The sequence below is a fragment of the Enterobacter sp. H2G27 genome, assembly GCF_054403075.1.
In genome coordinates this window covers 1,901,485-1,921,774 of sequence record NZ_JBSVSI010000001.1, presented here as the reverse complement: position 1 = coordinate 1,921,774, position 20,290 = coordinate 1,901,485, and the positions used below count along the sequence as shown (strand labels likewise).

Genomic DNA, 20,290 nt, shown 5'->3' with positions numbered 1-20,290 from the left:
CCTTTTTTGTAGGTCAGTTTTTGTAGGTCGGGTAAGCGAAGCGCCACCCGACACGACTGTCGACTCAGAACGTCTCCCAGTTGTCCCCGCTATCTGCAACCGCCGGACGTAGTGCAGCCGGTTTTACCGCTGCGGAGTTCTGCGGTTGAGTACGCCCCTGTGTCTTGCTGCTCAACCGAAACGCGCCGACCGCCTCGGTCAGACGCGCGCCCTGTTCTTCCAGAGACGCCGCCGCCGCGGAGGCTTCCTCCACCAGCGAGGCGTTCTGCTGGGTCACTTTATCCATCTCGGAAATCGCCTGGCTCACCTGCACGATACCGCGGCTCTGCTCATCGGACGCTGCGGCAATCTCCAGCATGATGTCGGTCACGCGTTTAACCGCTTCGACGATTTCATTCATGGTGTTACCGGCGGCGACAACCTCGCCGGAACCCTGGTCGATCAGCGATACCGATTCGTTGATCAGGCTTTCGATCTCTTTTGCGGCATTCGCACTGCGGCTTGCCAGAGTGCGCACTTCACTTGCCACCACAGCAAATCCGCGCCCCTGCTCGCCCGCCCGCGCCGCTTCTACCGCCGCGTTAAGCGCCAGGATATTGGTCTGGAAGGCAATGCTGTTAATCACGGCGGTGATTTCAGAGATCTTCTTCGAGCTGCTGGAGATATTGCCCATGGTTTTCACCACGCCGGAAACCATCTGACCGCCGCGGGTGGCTTTCCCGGAGGCATCTTCCGCCAGCTTGCTGGCATGATGGGCGTTATCGGCGTTCTGCTTCACCGTCGCGGTCAGCTGTTCCATGCTGGCGGCGGTTTGCTCGATGGCGGCAGCCTGCTGCTCGGTGCGGGAAGAGAGATCGGTGTTACCGGCAGAGATCTCGCTGGTGCCGCGGTAAATCTCCTCCGCCCCCTGACGCACGGTGCCGACCGTTTTTTCAAGCGAGTGCTGCATGGTTTGCAGATCGCGCGTCAGGCGGCCAATCTCGCTGCGCCCGGCCACGTCGTCCGGCATCGTCAGGTCGCCCTTAGCGATATTCTCGATACGTTTCGCTGCACGCTGCAGCGGATTGATTACCGTGCGGCGCAGCACGACAAAGGTCATCGCCGTCAGCACCAGCGCCAGCGCAAACGCGCCCACCATAAACATCAGGCCCAGCTGCGTGCGGCTGTGCGCCTGCGCCGTCAGCGCATTGGCACGCTCGGTACGGATCTTAATCGCCTTTAGCAGCACGGCGTTGTAAGCGTCATCCAGCGGACGCGCCGTTTCGTTTTCGTGGTTGATAATCGCTTCGAACATGCCGTTTTTGGCAAATTTCACCATCGGCTGCATGCCCGAGATATAAGCCTCGTAGCGTGCTTTCAGATCAGCGTCCAGCGCTTCGTCTGAAGAGGTGCGCACCGTACGGTTCATATAGGCGGTAAAACTGTCCTGGGACTGCTTAATGCGCTTTTCCGCCTCGCTGATGTTCTGCTTCATCGCATCCATCTCCGCGATGCGGCTTGCCGCACCGGCGTGAATCAGATTGATACGTGCGGTTCGCAGATGGTTTGAGCTGTTCGACAGCCCCATACGCACCTGAATTTCGGATGTGACATCCTGCTGATCGTTATCGGCCTGCAGCAGGAAATACCCCGCCAGACCCGAGCTCAAGGCGAACAGAAGAATAATGCCACCGAGAATGGAGGAAAACAGCGGAACCAGCCTGATGTGATGCAAGAAGCTCAACTTGCGCTGCGCCTGCATCGAAGTAGTGTTGTCCATGACCGTCGACTCTCTTGTAGGTAAGATGCGTAAAAACATGCGTGTTAAATAGTCATCGGCACGGTGGGGATTTAGATTACGGCTAAAAACGCCGCACTGGTCACACTTTAGAGAAGATTATTAAAGAAACGCCAGCGGTGAAAAACCGCTGGCAGAAGAGTTACTTGTCGCCGAAATGAATGACGGTACGGATGGATTTTCCTTCGTGCATCAGATCGAACGCGTCGTTGATCTGCTCCAGCGGCAAACGGTGGGTAATGAACGGGTCGAGCTGAATCTTGCCGACCATAGCATCTTCAACCATACCCGGAAGCTGAGTACGGCCCTTCACGCCGCCAAACGCGGAACCGCGCCACACGCGACCGGTGACCAGCTGGAATGGACGGGTTTTAATCTCCTGGCCCGCGCCAGCCACGCCAATGATGATGCTCTCGCCCCAGCCTTTGTGGCAGCACTCCAGCGCTGAACGCATCACGTTCACGTTGCCGATACATTCGAAGCTGAAGTCAACGCCGCCATCGGTCATCTCAACGATGACATCCTGAATCGGTTTTTCGTGATCCTTCGGGTTAACGAAATCGGTCGCGCCCATTTCACCCGCCAGCCTGAATTTCTCCGGGTTGGTGTCGACCGCGATGATACGACCGGCTTTCGCCTGCACCGCGCCCTGGATCACCGCCAGACCAATGCCGCCGAGACCGAACACCGCCACGGTATCGCCCTCTTTAACTTTTGCCGTGTTGTGCACCGCGCCGATGCCGGTGGTTACGCCGCAGCCCAGCAGGCAGACTTTGTCCAGCGGCGCCTGCGGGTTCACCTTCGCCAGCGAGATCTCCGCGCAAACGGTGTATTCGCTGAAGGTGCTGGTGCCCATATAGTGATAAACCGGCTGGCCGTTATACGAGAAACGGGTAGTACCGTCCGGCATCAGCCCTTTCCCCTGGGTGGAGCGCACCGCCTGGCAGAGGTTAGTTTTGCCGGATTTACAGAACTTACACTCGCCGCATTCCGCGGTGTACAGCGGGATCACGTGATCCCCTGGCTTCAGGCTGGTCACGCCCTCGCCCACTTCCACCACAATCCCGCCGCCTTCATGGCCGAGCACCGCCGGGAAAACGCCTTCCGGATCGTCGCCCGAGAGCGTAAACGCATCGGTATGACATACGCCGGTATGGGTAATTTTGATCAGCACTTCACCTTTCTTTGGCGGTGCCACGTCAATTTCAACGATTTTGAGCGGCTGGCCGGGGCCAAATGCAACTGCAGCGCGAGATTTCATATGTCTTCCCTTCTTGTCAGGTATGTGGATTTATTTTAGATAAGAGCGCAGCAAATGGCCGACTTCCGCCATGCGTACGGCACGCTGATCCGGCGTGGTTTCCCCCGCTACCAGCTCATCTTTGAGGTGAATCTCAACCATTTCGCCCATCAGGCCATTGGCAGCCCCGCGCACGGCGGCAATTTGCTGCAGGATGGCCAGACAGGGATCGCCCGACTCCAGCGCGCGTTCAAGGGCATCAACCTGGCCCCGAATGCGCCGGACGCGGGTAAGAATACGTTTTTTATCTTCGGGTGAATGCGGCATACGCCCTCCTGATACTATAGGGGGGTATGGTACATTTATTATTAATATAATGTAAACACTCTGTTTTTATAGTTAACACACATTTTGTTAACGTTACGTATTACTCCGGCAGCGCTATCCCTGAAATCTCAGTACAAATATCAATGAGACGATCCTGCAATGCCGCATTGAGAGCCTGTGGATTAGCGGCCATGCGCTTCATGTGGTAGAAATATTTGCCCGTCACATCAGCCGCAGAATCATGGCTGGCTGCGAGCCATGCCTGAGTGAGATGTGCCAGGTCCATATCGTCCGGAGCGTGCGGCCCACCCATTTTTGTTGGCACCCAGCCTGGCTCAAGGCTGTTGATCCGCACGTTACGCCAGCGACGCGCCAGAGCAAAAGCCAGCATAGCGTCATGTAATTTGCTCTCAGCATAGGCGTCAGCACCATTCCAGCGACGTTTTTGCCAGAGAATATCATCCAGGTTTGCCCGGGCATGATGATGCATACCCGAACTCAGATAGACGAGGCGCTGCGGACGTTCAATCAACGCGGTAAGTATGTAAGCCGAGAGCGTGTTGATCGCGAAAACATGCGGCAGCCCGTCGCGGGTCACGCGATAGGCTTCGTTGTAGCCAACGGCAGCATTGTGGATCACGGCATCGAAATGCCCCAGGTCGTTGACGCATAAAGCCGTTTCCCTGGCACCGGCAATGGTCTCCAGGTCACCTACAACGACGGCTTCAGCCTGGGGTAAGGTGCTCAGGGCATCTTCAGCACGATTGGCATTACGCGCGTGCAATACAACCTGATGTCCTTGTTGAACCAGCAGTTCGGCTGCCATCAGGCCGAGGCCTGTAGACGAACCGGAGATGAAAATGCGTGACATATAATTTCTCCAGATTATTGAACCGACAGCAAGGGCTACCGGCTCGAATGTTTATTCAGGACTGCTGCATGCGAGACGCGCTCGCAATCAGAGCCCCCAGCAGCGCACAGACCGCACCAGACAGATATACAGCGGCATAACTAAACTGACCGGCGATCAGGCCAGCTACCGGCCCGGCGATTCCATAAGCGACATCCAGAAATGCAACGAATGCGCCCATTGCACTGCCGCGGTTGGCTTGTGGAACACGTTTTAAGGCTTCAACGCCCAGTGCGGGGAAAACCAGTGCACAGCCCAGTCCGGTAACCAGAGCACCTGCAAGAGCCATCCATTCGTTTGAACCCAACCACAACATTGCCTGGCCAAGCGCTTCAACCACCAGTGACCAAACCGCAACGCGATAGCCGCCTGTTTGGTCTGGCAGATGCCCCAGGGCGAGGCGAACGAAAATAAAACCCAGACCAAACGCAGTCATCACCAGGCCGGCGTTCTGCCAGTGATGCGCCGCAAAGTACAGCGAGGCAAAAGCGGTTAGTCCTGACAACCCAACGCCCTGCAGCATTAATCCCAGCCCTTCGCGCCAGATGCGCCCTACTACGCGATGGAATGGCAGTCGAGGACCTCCAGGCGATATATATGATGGGGTACAAAATGCGACCAGAGCGGCCAACATCGGTGCAGCAATACAGGCAATCATCGCCATAGCGAGGCTGTAATGCTGGTATAACGCCATGCCAACAGGAGCACCAATCGACAGCGCCGCGAACATCGCGATGCCGGTCCAGGACATGGACTTACCGGCGCGCTGAGGGCCAACTGAGGCAATGGCCCAGGACACACATCCCGTCACGAACTGACTTTCGCCAAAACCGGCCATCAGACGACCTGCGATAACAATGCAAAGGGTTGCAGCAGGCGATAAATCCGTTACCGAAGCCACCAGATACAGCGCCCCTGCTATCGCTGAAAGGATTGCTCCCTGCAGAGCAGAACGTTTACCGCCCTGCTGGTCCGTAACCCGTCCGGCATAGCCGCGGGTCAGGACGGTGGCCAGAAACTGGATGCCGACCACCAGTCCCACCACCAGGTTGCTGAAGCCGAGATGACCATGGATGAACAATGGAATCACCGGCAGTGGCAGTCCGACTGACAGATAGCCAAAGAAAAGTGCGGCAATAACGCCCGTTGCCGGGCGGGGAAGCAGGACGCGCGGGGTGTTATCCTCCGCAAACCGCTTAATGGCGAGGGCTCCCATGTCATTATCCTTTATGAAATATGATTAAGTGGGTTGAACGGCCCGGTGTATCAGGCCGCTCTGTCATCAGGATGCTTTAAAAAGATCGATGTAATAGCCGCTGGCGTTGAGCAGGTAATCACGAGAAGCGGTTATCTCTGTGCTTAGCGCCGCCAGATCAATATCCACCAACTTGCCCGCACGTTTACGAAGCTGGCCGGCCACCATCACGGTATCCACATCAGACCGCTCTATCGCCTGCACGACGGTACCAATTACGTTGGTTACCGGGAAAACAGCGGCTCCGCTGGTGCGAACCATGATAATGTCGGCCTGCTTGCCTGGCGTAAGGGTGCCAATCTGATCCTCCAAACCGGCCGCAAGCGCGCCATTAACCGTTGCCGCTTTCAGGACCTCCTCGGCCGTGATGGGTGACGGCACATTGTCCTCACCACGGAAGCGACGGTAGCGCATAGCCGATCGCTGTTGCCCGAACAGAGCGTGCATTTCCCCGAACATATCGCTGCCAAAGGCAGTATCAAGGTCAATGCCCAGTGCCGGGGTCAAGCCGCGATCGACAGCCTGCTGGTAGGCAAAACTTTCATCGTCGAAACCAAATAACGCATCCGAACGTGGATTGACCGTGACGTTGACCCGTGCATCGGCCAGCAGCTTCCACGTATCCTGAGGAACTCTTGAGCAGTGATTGAAGATGTTATCCGTGCCCAGTACGCCCGGTCTGGCAAACTCAGGGCCGAGGCTAGCGAGATCGCCGATGAATTCAGTCAGAATGCGCATGTCGAGCTTGTGTGCGATCTCCCACCAGGCAAGATTGAGCTGACCAAACAGACCAACCTGCACAAGGCTGTCGTTTGTATTCCAGCTTCGCGACAGTCGCTCCAAATCGGCAGGCAAATGCGCCGATGAAGCTTCTTTATCCATTGCCGCACCAACCATATGTAACGCACGGATGCCGCTCTCCTTTAGAGCATCTAGTGCTGCATCAGTGTGCTCGGGGCTGCGCGAGTTGTGGCAGGCATCAATAATGGTCGTGATACCAGCGTCCAGTGAGGCAAGTGCCGTGAGCATGGTACTCAGGTACATGTCCAGTGGACGATAGTGTTTGCCCAGTTTCTCTGCGACGACATCAATGTAAGCAAAAAGATCGTCGACGTCCGGCATCATGCGGCGCATAACCCCCAGCCACGCGTGGTGATGGGCATCAATCAGGCCGGGCATAACAATATGATCGGTGGCGTCAATCACATGGGCTTCATCCGCATGCAGATCCGGGCCGACAGCCGCTATCCGGTCGTCCTGCACAAGCACATCGCCCACGGAGAGATTGGGTACGTCAGCATCCAGGGTCAGGATGATGCCGCCTTTAAAAAGTGTGCGCGTCGTTGTCATTTCATGTTCCTCAGGGTTAAGTGGTGCCGTTCGTTGCGCGGTTCGCCAGGACGACGATCGTGAAAATTGCTCTTCGCAACGAATTGGCTGACACAATAGGTTGCGCGCCATCTTTGATAAAGGTAGCTTTATTAAAATTATATTTGCATAAAGTCAAAGGTAAGCGGGAATGAGTTTTGACGGACGGTTACTGTCAGGATTGAGCGTGTTGGCCGCAGTTGTCGAGGCGGGTAGTTTCAGTCGCGCTGGCGAGGTGCTGGGACTGTCCGCTTCTGGCGTGAGCAGATCGATAGATCGCCTTGAAGAGAGGCTCGGTGTGCGCTTGCTAAACCGTACGACGCGTACGATGAACCTGACGAACGAAGGCCGGGCTTTGTATGAGCGCGCCTCGCCACATCTTGAAGGGATTGAAGTTGCGGCAAGCTACGTATCCGGTGCCGCCATTGCTGTACGAGGATCATTACGGGTCAGCGTTAATCCAATCTTCGCTCGTTATATTTTGGCCCCGAAACTGCCTCTTTTGCGCGAACGTCATCCGGAACTGGAACTTACAGTAGTGCAGCAGCCTGACGTAGGGGATCTTGTGACAGAGGGTATAGATGTTGCGGTGCGTTTCGGGCCGCAACTCCCCTCAACTATTTCTTCGAAATTGCTCTTTCAGACGCGCGTACTCACGGTGGCATCACCGGCATATCTGAAACGGCATGGTCGACCTGAACATCCTGAAGAACTAGTCACGCATGAGTGCATTCAGTATATCGATCCTCGCCGCGGGAAACCGTTTGAGTGGGAATTCCGGCGTGATCGCGAAGTACTGGCTATTGATACTCATGGTCATTTGACGACAACCGATGTAGATCTGATGGTGCAATCCTGCGTAAGTGGTGTTGGCATTGCCCAGGTACTTTCACTCAGCGTCACGCAGTTGATCGCTGACGGAATGCTGGTCGAAATTTTTCCGGAATGGCCTGGCGAAACCTATCCGCTGTATATCACGCGGCCATCTCGTCGACTGCCCCCCGCTGCTGTCGAAGCCTTTATGGAATTTTGCGCTGAAATTTGCGCAAATCATGCAGCGAATTGAAAAAAGAAGCTATCAGCTGCTGGCCGCACTTCAGCGGCGAGCAGCTGATAGCCTCAGCGATAATCAAAGAATTTGTCTGCTCACAAGCATGGCCCCATTAATTTATTCCTTATTCGAGATTATTTACTCTGCCTCAACATGTACGCTGATATTCAGCCGTTTTGCTTCCATGGATATCATTCTTTGGGCAAGAACCATATTGCCGCCATGTACTTGATCTATTAAGTGTTGAACGAGAGTCATCATCAAAAAATCCTTATTAGCCGGATAAAAATCGATCATATCAATCCCGCTATCCTGCAGCTGCTGGTGCGTAGTTCTCTCCGTTTCAGCAACAATTTTGGCTACGCTGGCCTGCATCTTTTCGATTTGCTCAAATACAATACGGTTTATGATTTCGATTTGTTCTGGCTTTAAGTCCTTTTCCATCACTACCTCTCATAAAATTTTGTAGCTAAGAAAATTTGGATTATGACAAACCTAATATAAGTACAGGAAGTGAGTCTTCATTCATCATTCAGCAGTATCTTAGGTACGACGGAACGATTGCTGCCGCACAACGATATACCGCCAGTATAACCTCTCCATAATCGGCAAGATCGGTCAGGATTTTGGCCGTTCGGTGAGGCAAAGTAGGTCATCAGGAGGATGCAATGAACGATGCAATCAAAACGGCTTACCGCGAGCGCTTCACGACGGTGTGCGACTATATCGCCCAACATCTCGATGAACCGCTCACGCTGGAGAAGCTCAGCGCGTTAGCCTGCTGTTCGCCTTATCATTTTCACCGGCAGTTCCTGGCGTTTAGCGGCCAGCCTTTGTATCGCTATATTCAGTGGCTGCGCCTGCGTCATGCGTCCTGCGACTGGCGTTTAATCCTCAGGATAAGGTGATTGATATTGCGCTCGATGCCTGGTTCCAGAGCCCTGAATCGTTCAGTCGCGCCTTCAGAAACGCGTTTGGAAAAAGCCCGCGTCAGTTTCGGCAGCAGCCGGACTGGCTGAACTGGCACCAGCGCGTACCGAAAATGACCTTTCAGGAGCAAAAAACGATGGAAATTAAGATTGTCGATTTCCCACAGACCCAAGTGGCAATGCTTCAGCACCGTGGCAACCCGGATCGGGTAAATGGCAGCGCGGCGAAATTTATTGCCTGGCGTAAAAGCACGGGCCTATCGCCAGTACACGAAAGCAGCACGTTTGGTATCGCCTGGGATGACCCGGCAACCACACCCGCAGACGCCTTTCGTTTCGATATCTGCGGCAGTATCTCTGAAGCGATACCAGAAAATGAATTCGGGGTTTGCAGTGGCGAAATCGACGGCGGACGTTACGCCGTAGCCCGCCACACGGGTTCTCTGGATACCATTTCCGCCACGGTGTGGGCGATGTTTCGCGACTGGCTACCGGCCAGCGGCGAAACGCTGCGCGATGCCCCGGTATTTTTCCACTACCTCAACTTCATTCACGAGGTGCCAGAACATGCGCTGCAAACGGATATCTATCTGCCGTTAAATTGACTATCCCTTGTTTCCACCTTTTTCCGGGTAGCGCTGAGCTTGCCCGGCATAGAACTCCCTTGCAAACAGCGCCAGCGTTTGCCGTTCCTCCTTGAGATAGCAACTGAAACCCTGTCACTAATGGGCCATCCGCGCCTGCGCGATTGGTGCAAAAAATCAAACACACCTTTAGATAAAGGCCACTTATTCTGGCATACGTTACAAGGTAGGATTCAGACACATGACGAGTAAAGTTGTGAATTAATAGTCGCAGTACCTCTAATGCAGATAAACCAACCCACGGAGATAAAATGCTGGTACTTTTTACAATGTTTATATTTTCACTGACGCTTTCATTTTCTCCTGGCCCCGTTAATATGGTGATTATATCGTCTGGTGCCGTTCACGGCTTTAGAAAGACCTTCTCATTTGTCTCCGGTGCAACGATAGGGTTTACGTTATTACTCATCTTTATATGTTTCGGCTTTTACGCTGCAATCGAAAAATATCCAGTGTTTTTCCGGTATCTTAATATTGCCGGTTCTTTATTTATAATGTATCTGGGCTATAAGATAGCGTCGTCACGGTCCGATATGTCATTAACAAAAACAGATTCACCCGGTTTTATTCAGGGTTTTGTCATGCAGTGGTTCAACCCCAAAGCATGGACCGCGTGCGCCTCTGGGGCAGCGATGTTTTCTGAACCCTCTAGCCCTGTTACAGCTCTCGTCTTTATCACGGTCTATTTTTTAGTCTGTTATATGTCGCTTTCAGCATGGGCATTGATGGGAGAAAAAGTATCTGTGCTGCTCAGGAGCACGCGGCAGCTCCGCACGTTTAACGTGTTGATGGGCGGACTGCTGCTTATTACGGCGTGTTACATGCTCTTTTTAGCATTTTAACCCGTTATAACGCGTGAAACTCAATCGCGTTATAAATATCATTAATCAATTTGTAGGCAATACTGCTGGTCGACATATTAGAAGGCCATACGGCATAGACTTTCAGCGGTTCTAATGACCAGTCAGGAAGTATTTCCAGCATTTCTCCGCGCTTAACATCCTCTTCGCTTAAATAGCGAGGAGGTGCTGCGAGACCAATTTGTTGTCTGGCAAGGGCATAAGCGGCTTCGACATTATCTACATACACCGTGGGCGTATACGTTACGACGGCCACTTCTCCATTTTTATGTCGAAATTCCCGGTTATTCTGCCTCATATTGAGTCCAATCCATGGCAGTTTCGCCAGGTCATCAGGATGCGTAATCGTCGGGTAATGGCTGAGCAATTCCCGGGACGCAACTACCTGGCGCGGGAGCACAAAAAGATGGCGCGCTTTAAGAGAACTGTCCGGAAGCTCGCCGATTCGAAATGCCACATCGATACCGTCGGCAATAATATCTCTGCGCGTATCGCTATAAGAGATATTCAGTAAAATGCCCGGATGACGTTTTATAAAATCGGCCAGATGGCGAGTAAACGCACTCTTCAGAAAAACGGCAGGAAGAGAAACAGTCAGCTTATTCGCCGTTGATATCGAACGCTGCTTAAATTCAATGACCCCCTGCTCATACAGCGCCAGCATCGATTTGGCCGTTTCCAGCAAATTGGCTCCATCGTGAGTCAGAGAGAGTTTACGGGTATTTCTGTACAGTAACGCGCAGCCAAGATTTTTTTCCAGCTTTGATAAATGCGCGCTTGCCGTTGCGGTTGTAAGCCCTAACGCTTCCGCCCCACCCGAAATGGATCCTGCCTCAGCAATCTTTGCAAACACTATCAGATAACGGATGTCATCAATCATTTATCGTCCTGTCGCGACGGTGTTCCTGCGAACTACGCGTTTAATCATAGAGTTACGATATCGTACTTTCCTTTCCGGTCGCATCTCTTTTTATCGTTTAGACTTTAGCGCCCTACTCATTTTGCGAGGCGCTGCAGTGTCAGCCCAGCGACATCCTCTCCTGGGAGCCGGACAGCCCGGAATGACGCGCCTGCGCCAGCGTTTGCAGCTCCTCCTTAAGCCAGCGCGTTGCGCCCCGCTGGCCACAGCGTTTATGCGAGTAAATTTTCACCTCAAACGTGCGTATCGAAAACGGTAAAGGAAAAATCCTCAGGTCCGCTGCCGCAGCCAGCTTCTCAGCGGCAAAACGGGGGATCGCCATCAGCAGGTCGCTCTCCGCAACGATAAACGGCGCGCTGAGCATCGACGGCGTTTTGATCGCGATTTGTCGGGTATAGCCCAGTTGTTCCAGCCGCACGTCCAGAACGCCCTGCTTCTCATTCCATGGGGTCACCACCAGATGTCGGGCCGCGAGATAGTCCTCCAGCGTCAGACGCGTCCGCTGCGCGTTGCTGATGACCACATACTCATCTTCAAACCAGTCGATTTCTTCCAGTTCCGGGTGTCGGATATCATCCTGAGTGCTGAAGCCCAGCGCCAGATCCACCTCGCCCGCCAGCAGTTCCGTCAGCGCCGGACTGTGCGGCAGATAGCGCAATTCAAAGCGTAACCCAGGGGCAGTAAGCTGCAGACTGTGCATCAGAGCCGGAAAAATGCAAAGCGCGGTAAAGTCCGTTATCGCAATCTGCAGGCTCTCCGTACTGCTGGCCGCATCAAACTCCGGCTGCGGGGTCAGTTCATGATTAAGGAACGAGAGTGTGGTAGCAATCGAAGGTGCGAGCTGAGAGGCATAAACGCTGGGGGACATACGATGCCCTTCGCGGAAAAACAGCGGGTCATTCAAGCTGGCGCGCAGGCGCGACAGCGCATGGCTGAGCGCGGATGTGCTCATCGCCAGCTCGTCAGCGGCCAGCCGAACGGAACGGTGGCGGTAGATCGCGTCGAAAACGGGCAGCAGGTTTAAATCAAGTCGTCTCAGGGCCGGATGCATAATATTCATCATATGTTGATTTCATTGCACTTAATTCTTCGGACAATACTCCGTATGCTTAACGCCATCAATCAGGACACACGCTAAAAAGCAGGAAAAACAATGAGCATCACCCTTCGTCAGGCACGCCCCGAAGATGCGGCGGCCATTTACGCCATGATTTACGAGCTGGCGGTGTATGAAAAAGCCCCGGAAGAAGTGGTTACCACGCCGGAGGAGATCCGCGAAACGCTCTTTGGCGCAGGCACAAAAACCGAGGCATTGATCGCGGAGTATGACGGCAAGATAGCCGGCTATGCCGTGTTCTTCACCAGCTATTCGACCTGGCTGGGACGCAACGGGATTTATATGGAAGACCTGTACGTTTCTCCGGATTATCGCGGTAAAGGCGCGGGAAGAGCGCTGCTGAAACATATCGCGCAGCTCGCGGTAAAACGGCAGTGCGGCCGCCTTGAATGGAGCGTGCTGGACTGGAACCAGCCCGCCATTGATTTTTATCTGAGCATTGGCGCGCTGCCGCAGTCCGAATGGGTGCGATACCGTCTTGACGGAGAAGCGTTGCTCAAATTTGCCGAATAGCGGCACGTCATACCCGAGAAGATCCCGCCCCGCGGGATCGCTCTTTCCTGCGTCGATCCCGTCTCAACAGATTCTGAATTTATGCTACCCTTCCATAAATTTCATAAACATAGTGCAGAACGCCATGACGACAGCCCCTTTTATCCGCCCTCAACTCACCTTGCCAAACGGCGCTGACAAACTGCTGCTGCACTCCTGCTGCGCCCCCTGCTCGGGTGAAGTGATGGAGGCCATCCAGGCGTCGGGCATTGAGTACACCATTTTCTTCTATAACCCCAATATCCATCCGCAAAAGGAATACCTCATTCGTAAAGAGGAGAATATACGCTTTGCGGAAAAACACGGCGTGCCGTTTGTTGATGCCGATTACGACACCGATAACTGGTTTGAACGCGCGAAAGGCATGGAATGGGAACCCGAGCGCGGCGTCCGCTGCACCATGTGCTTCGATATGCGTTTCGAGCGTACGGCGCTCTATGCGGCAGAGAATGGATTCAGCGTCATCAGCAGCTCGCTCGGGATCTCCCGCTGGAAGAACATGCAGCAGATAAACGACTGCGGCCAGCGTGCGGCCGCGCGCTATCCGGGTATGGTTTACTGGGACTATAACTGGCGCAAACAGGGCGGCTCTTCACGCATGATTGAGATCAGCAAGCGGGAACAGTTTTACCAGCAGGAATACTGCGGCTGCGTTTATTCGCTCAGAGACAGTAACCTGCACCGTAAGTCACAGGGCCGCCCGCTGATCCGCATCGGGAAACTGTTTTACGGTCAGGATGACAATGAGAAATAATAGGTTCCGGATATAGAGATATATCCGAAAACCGCCCTTTCAGGTGCCGAATTTAGCCTTGCGTCTCTCGTATCCACAAAGAGCGGCTATCCTTTAATTATCAACAAAAGGAGGCAAAAATGTCTGATTTCGGTACTGATAAAAACACCCAGTTTGCTGAAGATAAAGCAAAAAATAAATTTGATGAACTAGCAGGCTCAGCGCAGCAGCAGTTTGGTGAATTCGTTGATTCACCAAAGCATCAGGTAAAAGGTGCAGCTAAAAAATATGCCGCGCAGGCCAGCGATGCCGTTTCCGATGTAACAGAAGCGGTCAGAAATAATCCCCTCACCGGCCTCGTCGCCGCGGGTGCTGTCGGTATTGTTCTCGGTCTGTTGCTGGGTCGAAAATAACAAAAGCCCCTTCGGGGCTTTATTTTTACCTAACTAAACAATCTTACCATACGGTCTAGCTCTTCCTCTTTCACGGCCCGCGATAAATAATACCCCTGAAAGTTCTTGACGCCCAGCGCGACTAATTTTTCAAACTTTTCTTCACTATCAACCCCCTCGGCAATACAGTCCGTTCCGGTCATATCGCTATAAAGCTGTATCGCTTTAATCAGGTTATAGTCATTGTCGTTTGCCACAAAATGCTCAACGATGTCCCGATCCAGCTTAAGTCCATCAAAATGCACCTGGCGCACCGGGAACATGGTTTGATGATTTGAGAAGCAGTCATCCAGATACAATCGACACCCTGTATTACGTAAATGCCGCATGGTTTCAGGGATCCTTTTGTCCTTCGTTACGTCAATATCCTCTGCAAATTCAAAGACCAGCTTTTCGGCCCACTGCGGTTTGAGCAGCATATCGATGGCTTTGCGTGCCATATCAGGCAATGCATTTCCGGAAGCCAGGCGAGGCGGGATGTTCACAGAAAAATAATATTTCCCGTTATACTTATTAATACCCGAAACGGCGGCATGGATGACTAACGCTGTTATTTTTAACCATATCTCATGATTTGAGATGTCCGTGAGAAAACTGGCTGGCTTGACAATTTTACCATTTTTATTCCAGCGAATAAGTATTTCAAAACCTACGCCCTTTTTGTCACGATCGGTAATAATCTGATAGGCAGGGAAGATCTCTCTTTTAAGTAGCGCATTAAATATTTCTGCTTCCTTATCCGTGAATTCTGTTTTCTGGCGCTGATGTTTAATTCGCCCTTCCGCTTTTAAATTATGCGGATCGTGTAGCCATCGCTTAATTAAGTTTAATTTGAGCACACCCTCCTTCCGATGGGTATAAACCGTTTTATTCGACAACCCCATTCTTTCGCACATTTCTTTTACTGACATACCGCGATAGAAATTTAATAAAACATCAATCTCTCTTTTTGTTAGCCACTTTACGTTTTCCTGGGAAGAGTTATCCCGGTAACGATCGCGTAATAAGTACGAACGGTCCTTAAATACATTATGGTGCGTATGAATAAAGGTTATAATATCTGAAACGCGGGCTATACGAATCAATGATAACTGATAACTATTATTTAAAAGACTGCCCAGGGTGCGATACAGCCAGCCATCCGGTATGTCACCATACAGGGTGACACGTCTAATAACGGGAAGTGTATTGAGCACGGATGCCAGACGCTTCAGGCTTTCCAGGAGATTCACGACCCCCTTACCAAGAAAGACAACGATATGAGCATTTTGATTTATAAGGATATTTTCTATATCCCGCTCGGATATCTCATCCCCCTCAAAGTGCAGATGCGAAGCCTCTATTTCGTACTGGCTTAGGATCAGACGATATCCCTGGAACGTAAAACCGCAGGCTGAAATGACAAATTTTTGTTCATCGCACGCCCCATTTCTGTGAGAAATTTTGTGGGTCATAAACTGCTCCTGGGCACTAACGCACCTTTTCCATTTGTGAATACGTAAAATTTAACGCACCTTTTATAATCATTAATTTTACAATACAGCCACAGGGTACGAAACAATTATCAGCTGAACTCACCGGAACATCTTTGCGTTAATCACCGCGGTTTAAATATACTTTTCTTTTCAAATAACCCCGACAAACATCTCATTCTCAGGGTATAATGAAAATTCCGAAAAAGAAGACTGGATACTTCATCTATCGGTTCATTCAAATACGAGAAAAATGCTATGGATAATCATATCTCATCCAGGGCCTTGCTACATCGAAGGGATGTTATAAAGAGCAATCCGCGATTCGGTGAGGCAATATTAGAGCACTACACAATTAATGACACCATCTACAAAAAACAACCTTTGTTCTACAAGACAATGCTGCAGGAATCACGATTCAATATTATTCTCTCAATGTGTTGCTTTATTTTTGGGAATCAGGCCGAGTCAGTTTCAGAGATTAAAGAGTTATGTTCTCGCTATAAAATAGCCAGCCCTAACAGCGTTATTGCGATCATTACGATACTCAGAACCACCGGGCGCATCAGGACCTGGCGCTGCAAGGAAGACCGGCGTAAAACGAGAATCGCGCCAACTGAAAAAGGTCTCAATGAACTTAAGCGTTATATGTCCGGTGCTTTTTTGCCCGTCAGCATTCTTTACCCAGCATTTAACATTAATGTTAACCTGCTGGATAATGATATTTTGAGAAACAACTTTTTTCGCCGTGCGGCTGAATATCTTTTTCGGGGATTAACGTTCCGAAAGGTGCTGCCAGAAGTGGGATTATTTATCGATAAAGATGGCGGGCGTATGATTATGCTTTATCTTTACCTGCAGGCCATGAAAAACAAATCTGCCCATGGTGCCGTCATTGAATACTCAGCAAGCACGCTAGCAAAAGAATTTTTTGTTTCGCGCATTCACGTCAACCGAATTATTAAATCGGCACAAGAGGCGGGTTATCTTAAAGATCGTGGTGATGGTCGAATGTCGATATACCCGGCGTTTCTCGAACTTGTTGAAAATTATGCCGGATTATATTTTGCGTATGTTACCCATTACATCAACGTCGTACCTAAAGAGCGACGCCACGCTCATAACATGACGTCAACCGTATAATTCACCAGGCGTTCGGAATTCCGAACGCCACTCATCTATCGTTCCCGCAACGCCTCTTTTGCCTTGTTCAGCGGTTTTAACAGATAATCCAGAATGGTTTTGCTGCCGGTTTTAATGTCTACGGTGGCAATCATGCCGGGAAAGACCGGGAACTCCTGACCTTGCTTATTGGTCAGATGGTTACTGTCGGTACGAATATAGACGCGATAGTAGTAAACATCTCTTTTCACCTCATCCTGCAGGGTGTCCGGCGAAATCATGGTCACTTCCCCTTCCAGCCCGCCGTAAATGGAGTAGTCATAGGCCGTCACTTTCACCAGCGCCTTCTGGCCAGGATGAATAAACGCCACATCGCGCGGCGAGATTTTCGCTTCAATCACCATCTGATCGTCAAGCGGAACCAGACTCATCAGCTTGCCGTTCGGCGGGATGACGCCTCCCACGGTCGTGACGTCAATATCCTTCACGATCCCGCGAACCGGGGCATTGAAGGTCAGCCGGGTCAGAGAGTCTTCACGCCCCTTCATCACCGAACGCTGGGCTTCAATCTCCGCATTGGCTTTCGCCAGCTCTTCACGGGCGCGAACGTAATACTGGTTTTTCATCTCGGTGATTTTGTTCTCAAGCTCATTTTTCTGACGCTCAAGACGCAGCACCTCCACCTTGCTGGCCGCTCCCTGTGTCACCAGCGGACGGGTTAACGACAGTTCGCGCTGCACCAGCTCGGCCCCCTGACGCAAACCGGCCAGTCCTTTTTCGAGGCTTTCACGACGGGACTGGTAGAGCGCCGTTTCCTGTTTGACCAGCTCAACGTCGTCATCCAGCTCTTCCGGAAACGCGAGTTCCGTGTCGTTCACCTCGGCCTTCAGGCGCGCCGCCGTTGCCAGCGCCGCATTCAGACGAGACTCGCTCTCCAGCACGCTCGACTCGGTTTTCGTCCGGTCAAGCTGCGCGAGCTGCTGGCCGCGTTCCACAATGTCGCCTTCGCGCACCATCAGGCTGTGGATAATGCCGCCTTCCAGGGACTGAATCACCTGCTCATGCGAAGACGGTATCACCTTACCGCTGCCGGTGGTCACCTCATCCAGATGGAACAGGCTTGCCCAGGCGATAAACACCGCCAGCAGGGCAAACAGCGACCATGCCACCAGGGTAGAGCGCGGCAGGCGAGGCTCCTTCAGCCGGCTATTGAAACGAGACAAATCATTCATGCCGCGCCCTCCTCTGCAACCGCCGCCGGCTTCATGGTCACGGTGCGCTGTGCTGCTTTTTGCGGTGCCATACCGTGCTGGTGCAGAATAGCGTCGCGCGGTCCGTCCATCACCACCTTGCCGTTTTCCAGCACGATGATGCGATCGACCAGGTCCAGAATCGGCAGGCGATGCGTCGCCACGACCAGCGTCCGGCGTTTACCCAGCCATTTGTGAAGATGCTGAATAAACTGCTTCTCGCTCATTTCGTCCAGCCAGGCGGTAGGCTCGTCCAGCAGCAGGATATTTGGCGAGGTGATCAGGGCGCGCGCCAGCAGCAGCGCCTGACGCTGTCCGCCGGAGAGGCCCGTTCCGCCCTCGTTGATGACGGTGTTCAGCCCCATTTTCTGCTTGCGCACAAACTCCAGCGCGCCGCTGTTGACCAGCGCCTGATGAATTTCGTCATCGGTGGCGAGCGGGTTCCCCATCAGGATGTTGTCCCGCACGGAGCCAAAGAACAGCCGGGCCTGCTGGCTGAGCAGCTGCATATCCCGACGCACGTCGGCCGGGTCGAGGTGATTGAGCGCAATATCGTCCAGCAGAATGCTGCCCTGCTGAGGCTCCTGCATGCCCGCCAGAAGCTGTAACAGCGTGCTTTTCCCGGAACCATTGCGTCCAAGCACCGCCACGCGCTCTCCGGCGCGGATCTGCAGCTTGCTGATGTTGAGCACGGTGAGTTTCTCTTCCTCGTCGTAATAAAACCCGACGTCCTCAAGCGAATAGTCGCCGCGCAGGTGGGCCTTGTGCACCTTCTTGCCGTGCTGCGGATCGTCAATCGGACGCTGCATCAGATCGTCCAGCCCCTTGCGGGCCACTTTCGCCGACTGCCAGCGCGAGAGCACGCCTGAGATCTGCGACAGCGGCGCAATGGTCCGCGACGCCAGAATCGAGGTCCCGACCAGCGCACCGGTGGTCATATCGCCGCTGATGACCAGATAACACCCCACCAGCAGCACTACCGCATAAACGATGGACTGCACCTCCTGCGTCCAGGTGAGCAGCAGGCCCGTCAGCCAGCGCTGCTTCATGCCGACGCTGGCGGCGACGTCGTTGGTGTTATTCCACTGGTTCTGGAAACGCTGTTCGGCGCGCATCAGCTTGATGTCTTCAATGCCCTGCACCGCTTCCACCAGCGTAGCGTTACGGATGGCGGATTCGCGCATCCCTTCGCTGGAGAGTTTCCCCAGCGGGCGCTGTACCAGCAGGCCCGGGATGAGCAGCAGCGGCACGGCGAGCAGAACCACCAGCACCAGCGGACCACCAATCATCCACAGAATGAAGACGAACAGCAGGAAGAACGGCAGATCGGAAATCGCCGCAATGGTGGTGGAGGTGATCAGCTCGCGCACCGACTCCAGCTCGCGGATCTGCGCGATAAACGATCCGGTTGATTTCGATCGCGCGCCGTTTTTCATCCGCAGCGCGTGGGCAAAAACGCGTTCAGAGATACGCAGGTCGGCGCGCTTGCCCACTACATCAGAAATATGCACCCGCAGCATACGCATGATGAATTCGAACACGATGGCAATCATCACGCCGCCAAACAGCACCCACAGCGTGGCCTCCGACTGCGACGGCACCACCCTGTCGTACACCTGCATGGAGAAGACCATGCCTGAGAGCGCCAGCACGTTAGCCACCAGCGCCACCAGCATAATGTCGCTGTAGCGTCGCCAGTCCTTCAGCGCCAGCTGCCAGAACCAGTTTTTCTCGTACGGTTTGATGTAGTCATCCACGCGGGCATCCGGCGTGGATTCGAGCGGGCGCAGCACCATCAGGCCCTTTAACCGCGACCCGATCTCCTCGCGCGTCAGCGTCGTCTCCAGCCCCGCATCGCCGCTGAACTGCAGGCTGACGTTGCCTTCGCTGTCCATGCGGTTGATCACCGCGATTTGTCCGCCGGTGAATTCCGCCAGCAGCGGCAGGCGCCACGGATCGAGGGATACCGCTTCAGCCGCCACCACACGCATCCCCAGCCCAAGCTGGCGCGCCATCTCCTCCAGCACCAGCTGGCGCGGAGACTGGCTTTCATGGTTAATTGTGACCCGAACATGCTCCGCGGAAAAATCCAGCCGGTAGTGCTTCGCGATGATGAGCATGCCCTGCAGCCAGGGTTCGTACTGTGGATGTGTCTTCATAAGGCTACGTCCTGTCCAGAGCGGTAATTCCGCCCTGAAATGATACCTTTACGGGATGATTAAAAAACGAACGCTTTCTAAACGAGCCCGCAAAATAATCTTGTGAAATATAGGGTTATGACTATTCGTGTAAAGAAATGCCAAAAGGCCGCG

At 53.1% G+C, this 20,290-nt stretch carries 18 protein-coding genes and 2 pseudogenes; 8 read left to right on the top strand and 12 right to left on the bottom strand.

Annotated elements, in window-relative coordinates:
• Positions 1-64: 64 nt before the first annotated feature.
• The 6 genes from ACW9E7_RS09105 to ACW9E7_RS09080 all read right to left on the bottom strand — a co-directional run bounded on the left by ACW9E7_RS09105 (position 65) and on the right by ACW9E7_RS09080 (position 6,859).
• Complete coding sequence (locus tag ACW9E7_RS09105; RefSeq protein ID WP_458727620.1) at positions 65-1,759, bottom strand: methyl-accepting chemotaxis protein; 1,695 nt, start codon at positions 1,757-1,759, stop codon at positions 65-67.
• A gap of 160 nt (positions 1,760-1,919) precedes the next feature.
• Entirely contained in the window at positions 1,920-3,038 is a 1,119-nt protein-coding gene (locus tag ACW9E7_RS09100) for an S-(hydroxymethyl)glutathione dehydrogenase/class III alcohol dehydrogenase (RefSeq protein ID WP_458727619.1), read from the bottom strand.
• A 30-nt stretch (positions 3,039-3,068) separates the two neighbouring features.
• Positions 3,069-3,344, bottom strand: a complete 276-nt coding sequence (locus ACW9E7_RS09095) for a metal/formaldehyde-sensitive transcriptional repressor (RefSeq protein WP_021242544.1) — start codon at positions 3,342-3,344, stop codon at positions 3,069-3,071.
• A gap of 100 nt (positions 3,345-3,444) precedes the next feature.
• A complete protein-coding gene (locus tag ACW9E7_RS09090; RefSeq protein ID WP_458727618.1) occupies positions 3,445-4,215 on the bottom strand; it encodes an SDR family NAD(P)-dependent oxidoreductase in 771 nt (256 codons plus the stop codon).
• 55 nt (positions 4,216-4,270) lie between these two features.
• Positions 4,271-5,470, bottom strand: a complete 1,200-nt coding sequence (locus tag ACW9E7_RS09085; RefSeq protein WP_458727617.1) for an arabinose transporter — start codon at positions 5,468-5,470, stop codon at positions 4,271-4,273.
• 66 nt (positions 5,471-5,536) lie between these two features.
• Positions 5,537-6,859 carry an amidohydrolase family protein gene (locus ACW9E7_RS09080; protein ID WP_458727616.1) on the bottom strand — a complete coding sequence of 441 codons (1,323 nt, stop codon included), beginning with the start codon at positions 6,857-6,859 and terminating at the stop codon, positions 5,537-5,539.
• Positions 6,860-7,028: 169 nt separating this feature from the next.
• On the opposite strand from ACW9E7_RS09080, the gene ACW9E7_RS09075 reads away from it, so the two are divergent.
• Positions 7,029-7,943: a LysR family transcriptional regulator gene (locus tag ACW9E7_RS09075; RefSeq protein WP_458727615.1), complete on the top strand. Its 915-nt coding sequence runs from the start codon at positions 7,029-7,031 to the stop codon at positions 7,941-7,943.
• Positions 7,944-8,066: 123 nt separating this feature from the next.
• On the opposite strand, the gene ACW9E7_RS09070 is transcribed toward ACW9E7_RS09075, so the two are convergent.
• Entirely contained in the window at positions 8,067-8,372 is a 306-nt protein-coding gene (locus ACW9E7_RS09070) for a nitroreductase (protein ID WP_133294372.1), read from the bottom strand.
• A 224-nt stretch (positions 8,373-8,596) separates the two neighbouring features.
• Between ACW9E7_RS09070 and ACW9E7_RS09065 the strand changes: the two are divergent.
• Positions 8,597-9,462: pseudogene (locus tag ACW9E7_RS09065) on the top strand (AraC family transcriptional regulator).
• A 290-nt stretch (positions 9,463-9,752) separates the two neighbouring features.
• The gene (locus tag ACW9E7_RS09060; RefSeq protein WP_133294371.1) at positions 9,753-10,343 is read left to right on the top strand and encodes a LysE family translocator; all 591 of its coding nucleotides are present in this window, start codon (positions 9,753-9,755) and stop codon (positions 10,341-10,343) included.
• A 4-nt stretch (positions 10,344-10,347) separates the two neighbouring features.
• Here ACW9E7_RS09060 and ACW9E7_RS09055 read toward each other — a convergent pair whose 3' ends face one another.
• Positions 10,348-11,241 (bottom strand): LysR family transcriptional regulator, encoded by an 894-nt coding sequence (locus tag ACW9E7_RS09055; protein ID WP_045354903.1) that lies wholly within the window; start codon positions 11,239-11,241, stop codon positions 10,348-10,350.
• Positions 11,242-11,372: 131 nt separating this feature from the next.
• On the opposite strand from ACW9E7_RS09055, the gene ACW9E7_RS09050 reads away from it, so the two are divergent.
• Positions 11,373-11,426 (top strand): hypothetical protein, encoded by a 54-nt coding sequence (locus ACW9E7_RS09050; protein WP_458728380.1) that lies wholly within the window; start codon positions 11,373-11,375, stop codon positions 11,424-11,426.
• Here ACW9E7_RS09050 and ACW9E7_RS09045 read toward each other — a convergent pair.
• A pseudogene (locus ACW9E7_RS09045) lies at positions 11,417-12,343 on the bottom strand (LysR family transcriptional regulator); the annotation flags it as partial. The gene ACW9E7_RS09050 and the pseudogene ACW9E7_RS09045 overlap by 10 nt on opposite strands.
• Positions 12,344-12,433: 90 nt before the next feature.
• Between ACW9E7_RS09045 and ACW9E7_RS09040 the strand changes: the two are divergent.
• The 3 genes from ACW9E7_RS09040 to ACW9E7_RS09030 all read left to right on the top strand — a co-directional run bounded on the left by ACW9E7_RS09040 (position 12,434) and on the right by ACW9E7_RS09030 (position 14,095).
• Positions 12,434-12,910 (top strand): N-acetyltransferase family protein, encoded by a 477-nt coding sequence (locus ACW9E7_RS09040; protein ID WP_458727614.1) that lies wholly within the window; start codon positions 12,434-12,436, stop codon positions 12,908-12,910.
• A gap of 124 nt (positions 12,911-13,034) precedes the next feature.
• Complete coding sequence (locus tag ACW9E7_RS09035) at positions 13,035-13,703, top strand: epoxyqueuosine reductase QueH (protein ID WP_008502293.1); 669 nt, start codon at positions 13,035-13,037, stop codon at positions 13,701-13,703.
• A gap of 119 nt (positions 13,704-13,822) precedes the next feature.
• Positions 13,823-14,095: a DUF883 family protein gene (locus tag ACW9E7_RS09030; protein WP_023311651.1), complete on the top strand. Its 273-nt coding sequence runs from the start codon at positions 13,823-13,825 to the stop codon at positions 14,093-14,095.
• Positions 14,096-14,124: 29 nt separating this feature from the next.
• Here the strand turns inward: ACW9E7_RS09030 and ACW9E7_RS09025 are convergent, their stop codons facing one another.
• Positions 14,125-15,588, bottom strand: coding sequence for an EAL domain-containing protein (locus ACW9E7_RS09025; RefSeq protein WP_458727613.1), 1,464 nt, complete (start codon positions 15,586-15,588; stop codon positions 14,125-14,127).
• 276 nt (positions 15,589-15,864) lie between these two features.
• Between ACW9E7_RS09025 and ACW9E7_RS09020 the strand changes: the two genes are divergently transcribed.
• Complete coding sequence (locus tag ACW9E7_RS09020) at positions 15,865-16,749, top strand: MarR family transcriptional regulator (protein ID WP_367897275.1); 885 nt, start codon at positions 15,865-15,867, stop codon at positions 16,747-16,749.
• A gap of 35 nt (positions 16,750-16,784) precedes the next feature.
• Here ACW9E7_RS09020 and ACW9E7_RS09015 read toward each other — a convergent pair whose 3' ends face one another.
• Positions 16,785-17,960 (bottom strand): HlyD family type I secretion periplasmic adaptor subunit, encoded by a 1,176-nt coding sequence (locus ACW9E7_RS09015; protein ID WP_115875014.1) that lies wholly within the window; start codon positions 17,958-17,960, stop codon positions 16,785-16,787.
• Positions 17,957-20,137 carry a type I secretion system permease/ATPase gene (locus tag ACW9E7_RS09010; protein WP_458727612.1) on the bottom strand — a complete coding sequence of 727 codons (2,181 nt, stop codon included), beginning with the start codon at positions 20,135-20,137 and terminating at the stop codon, positions 17,957-17,959. The genes ACW9E7_RS09015 and ACW9E7_RS09010 overlap by 4 nt, the downstream gene beginning before the upstream one ends.
• Positions 20,138-20,290: the final 153 nt, after the last annotated feature.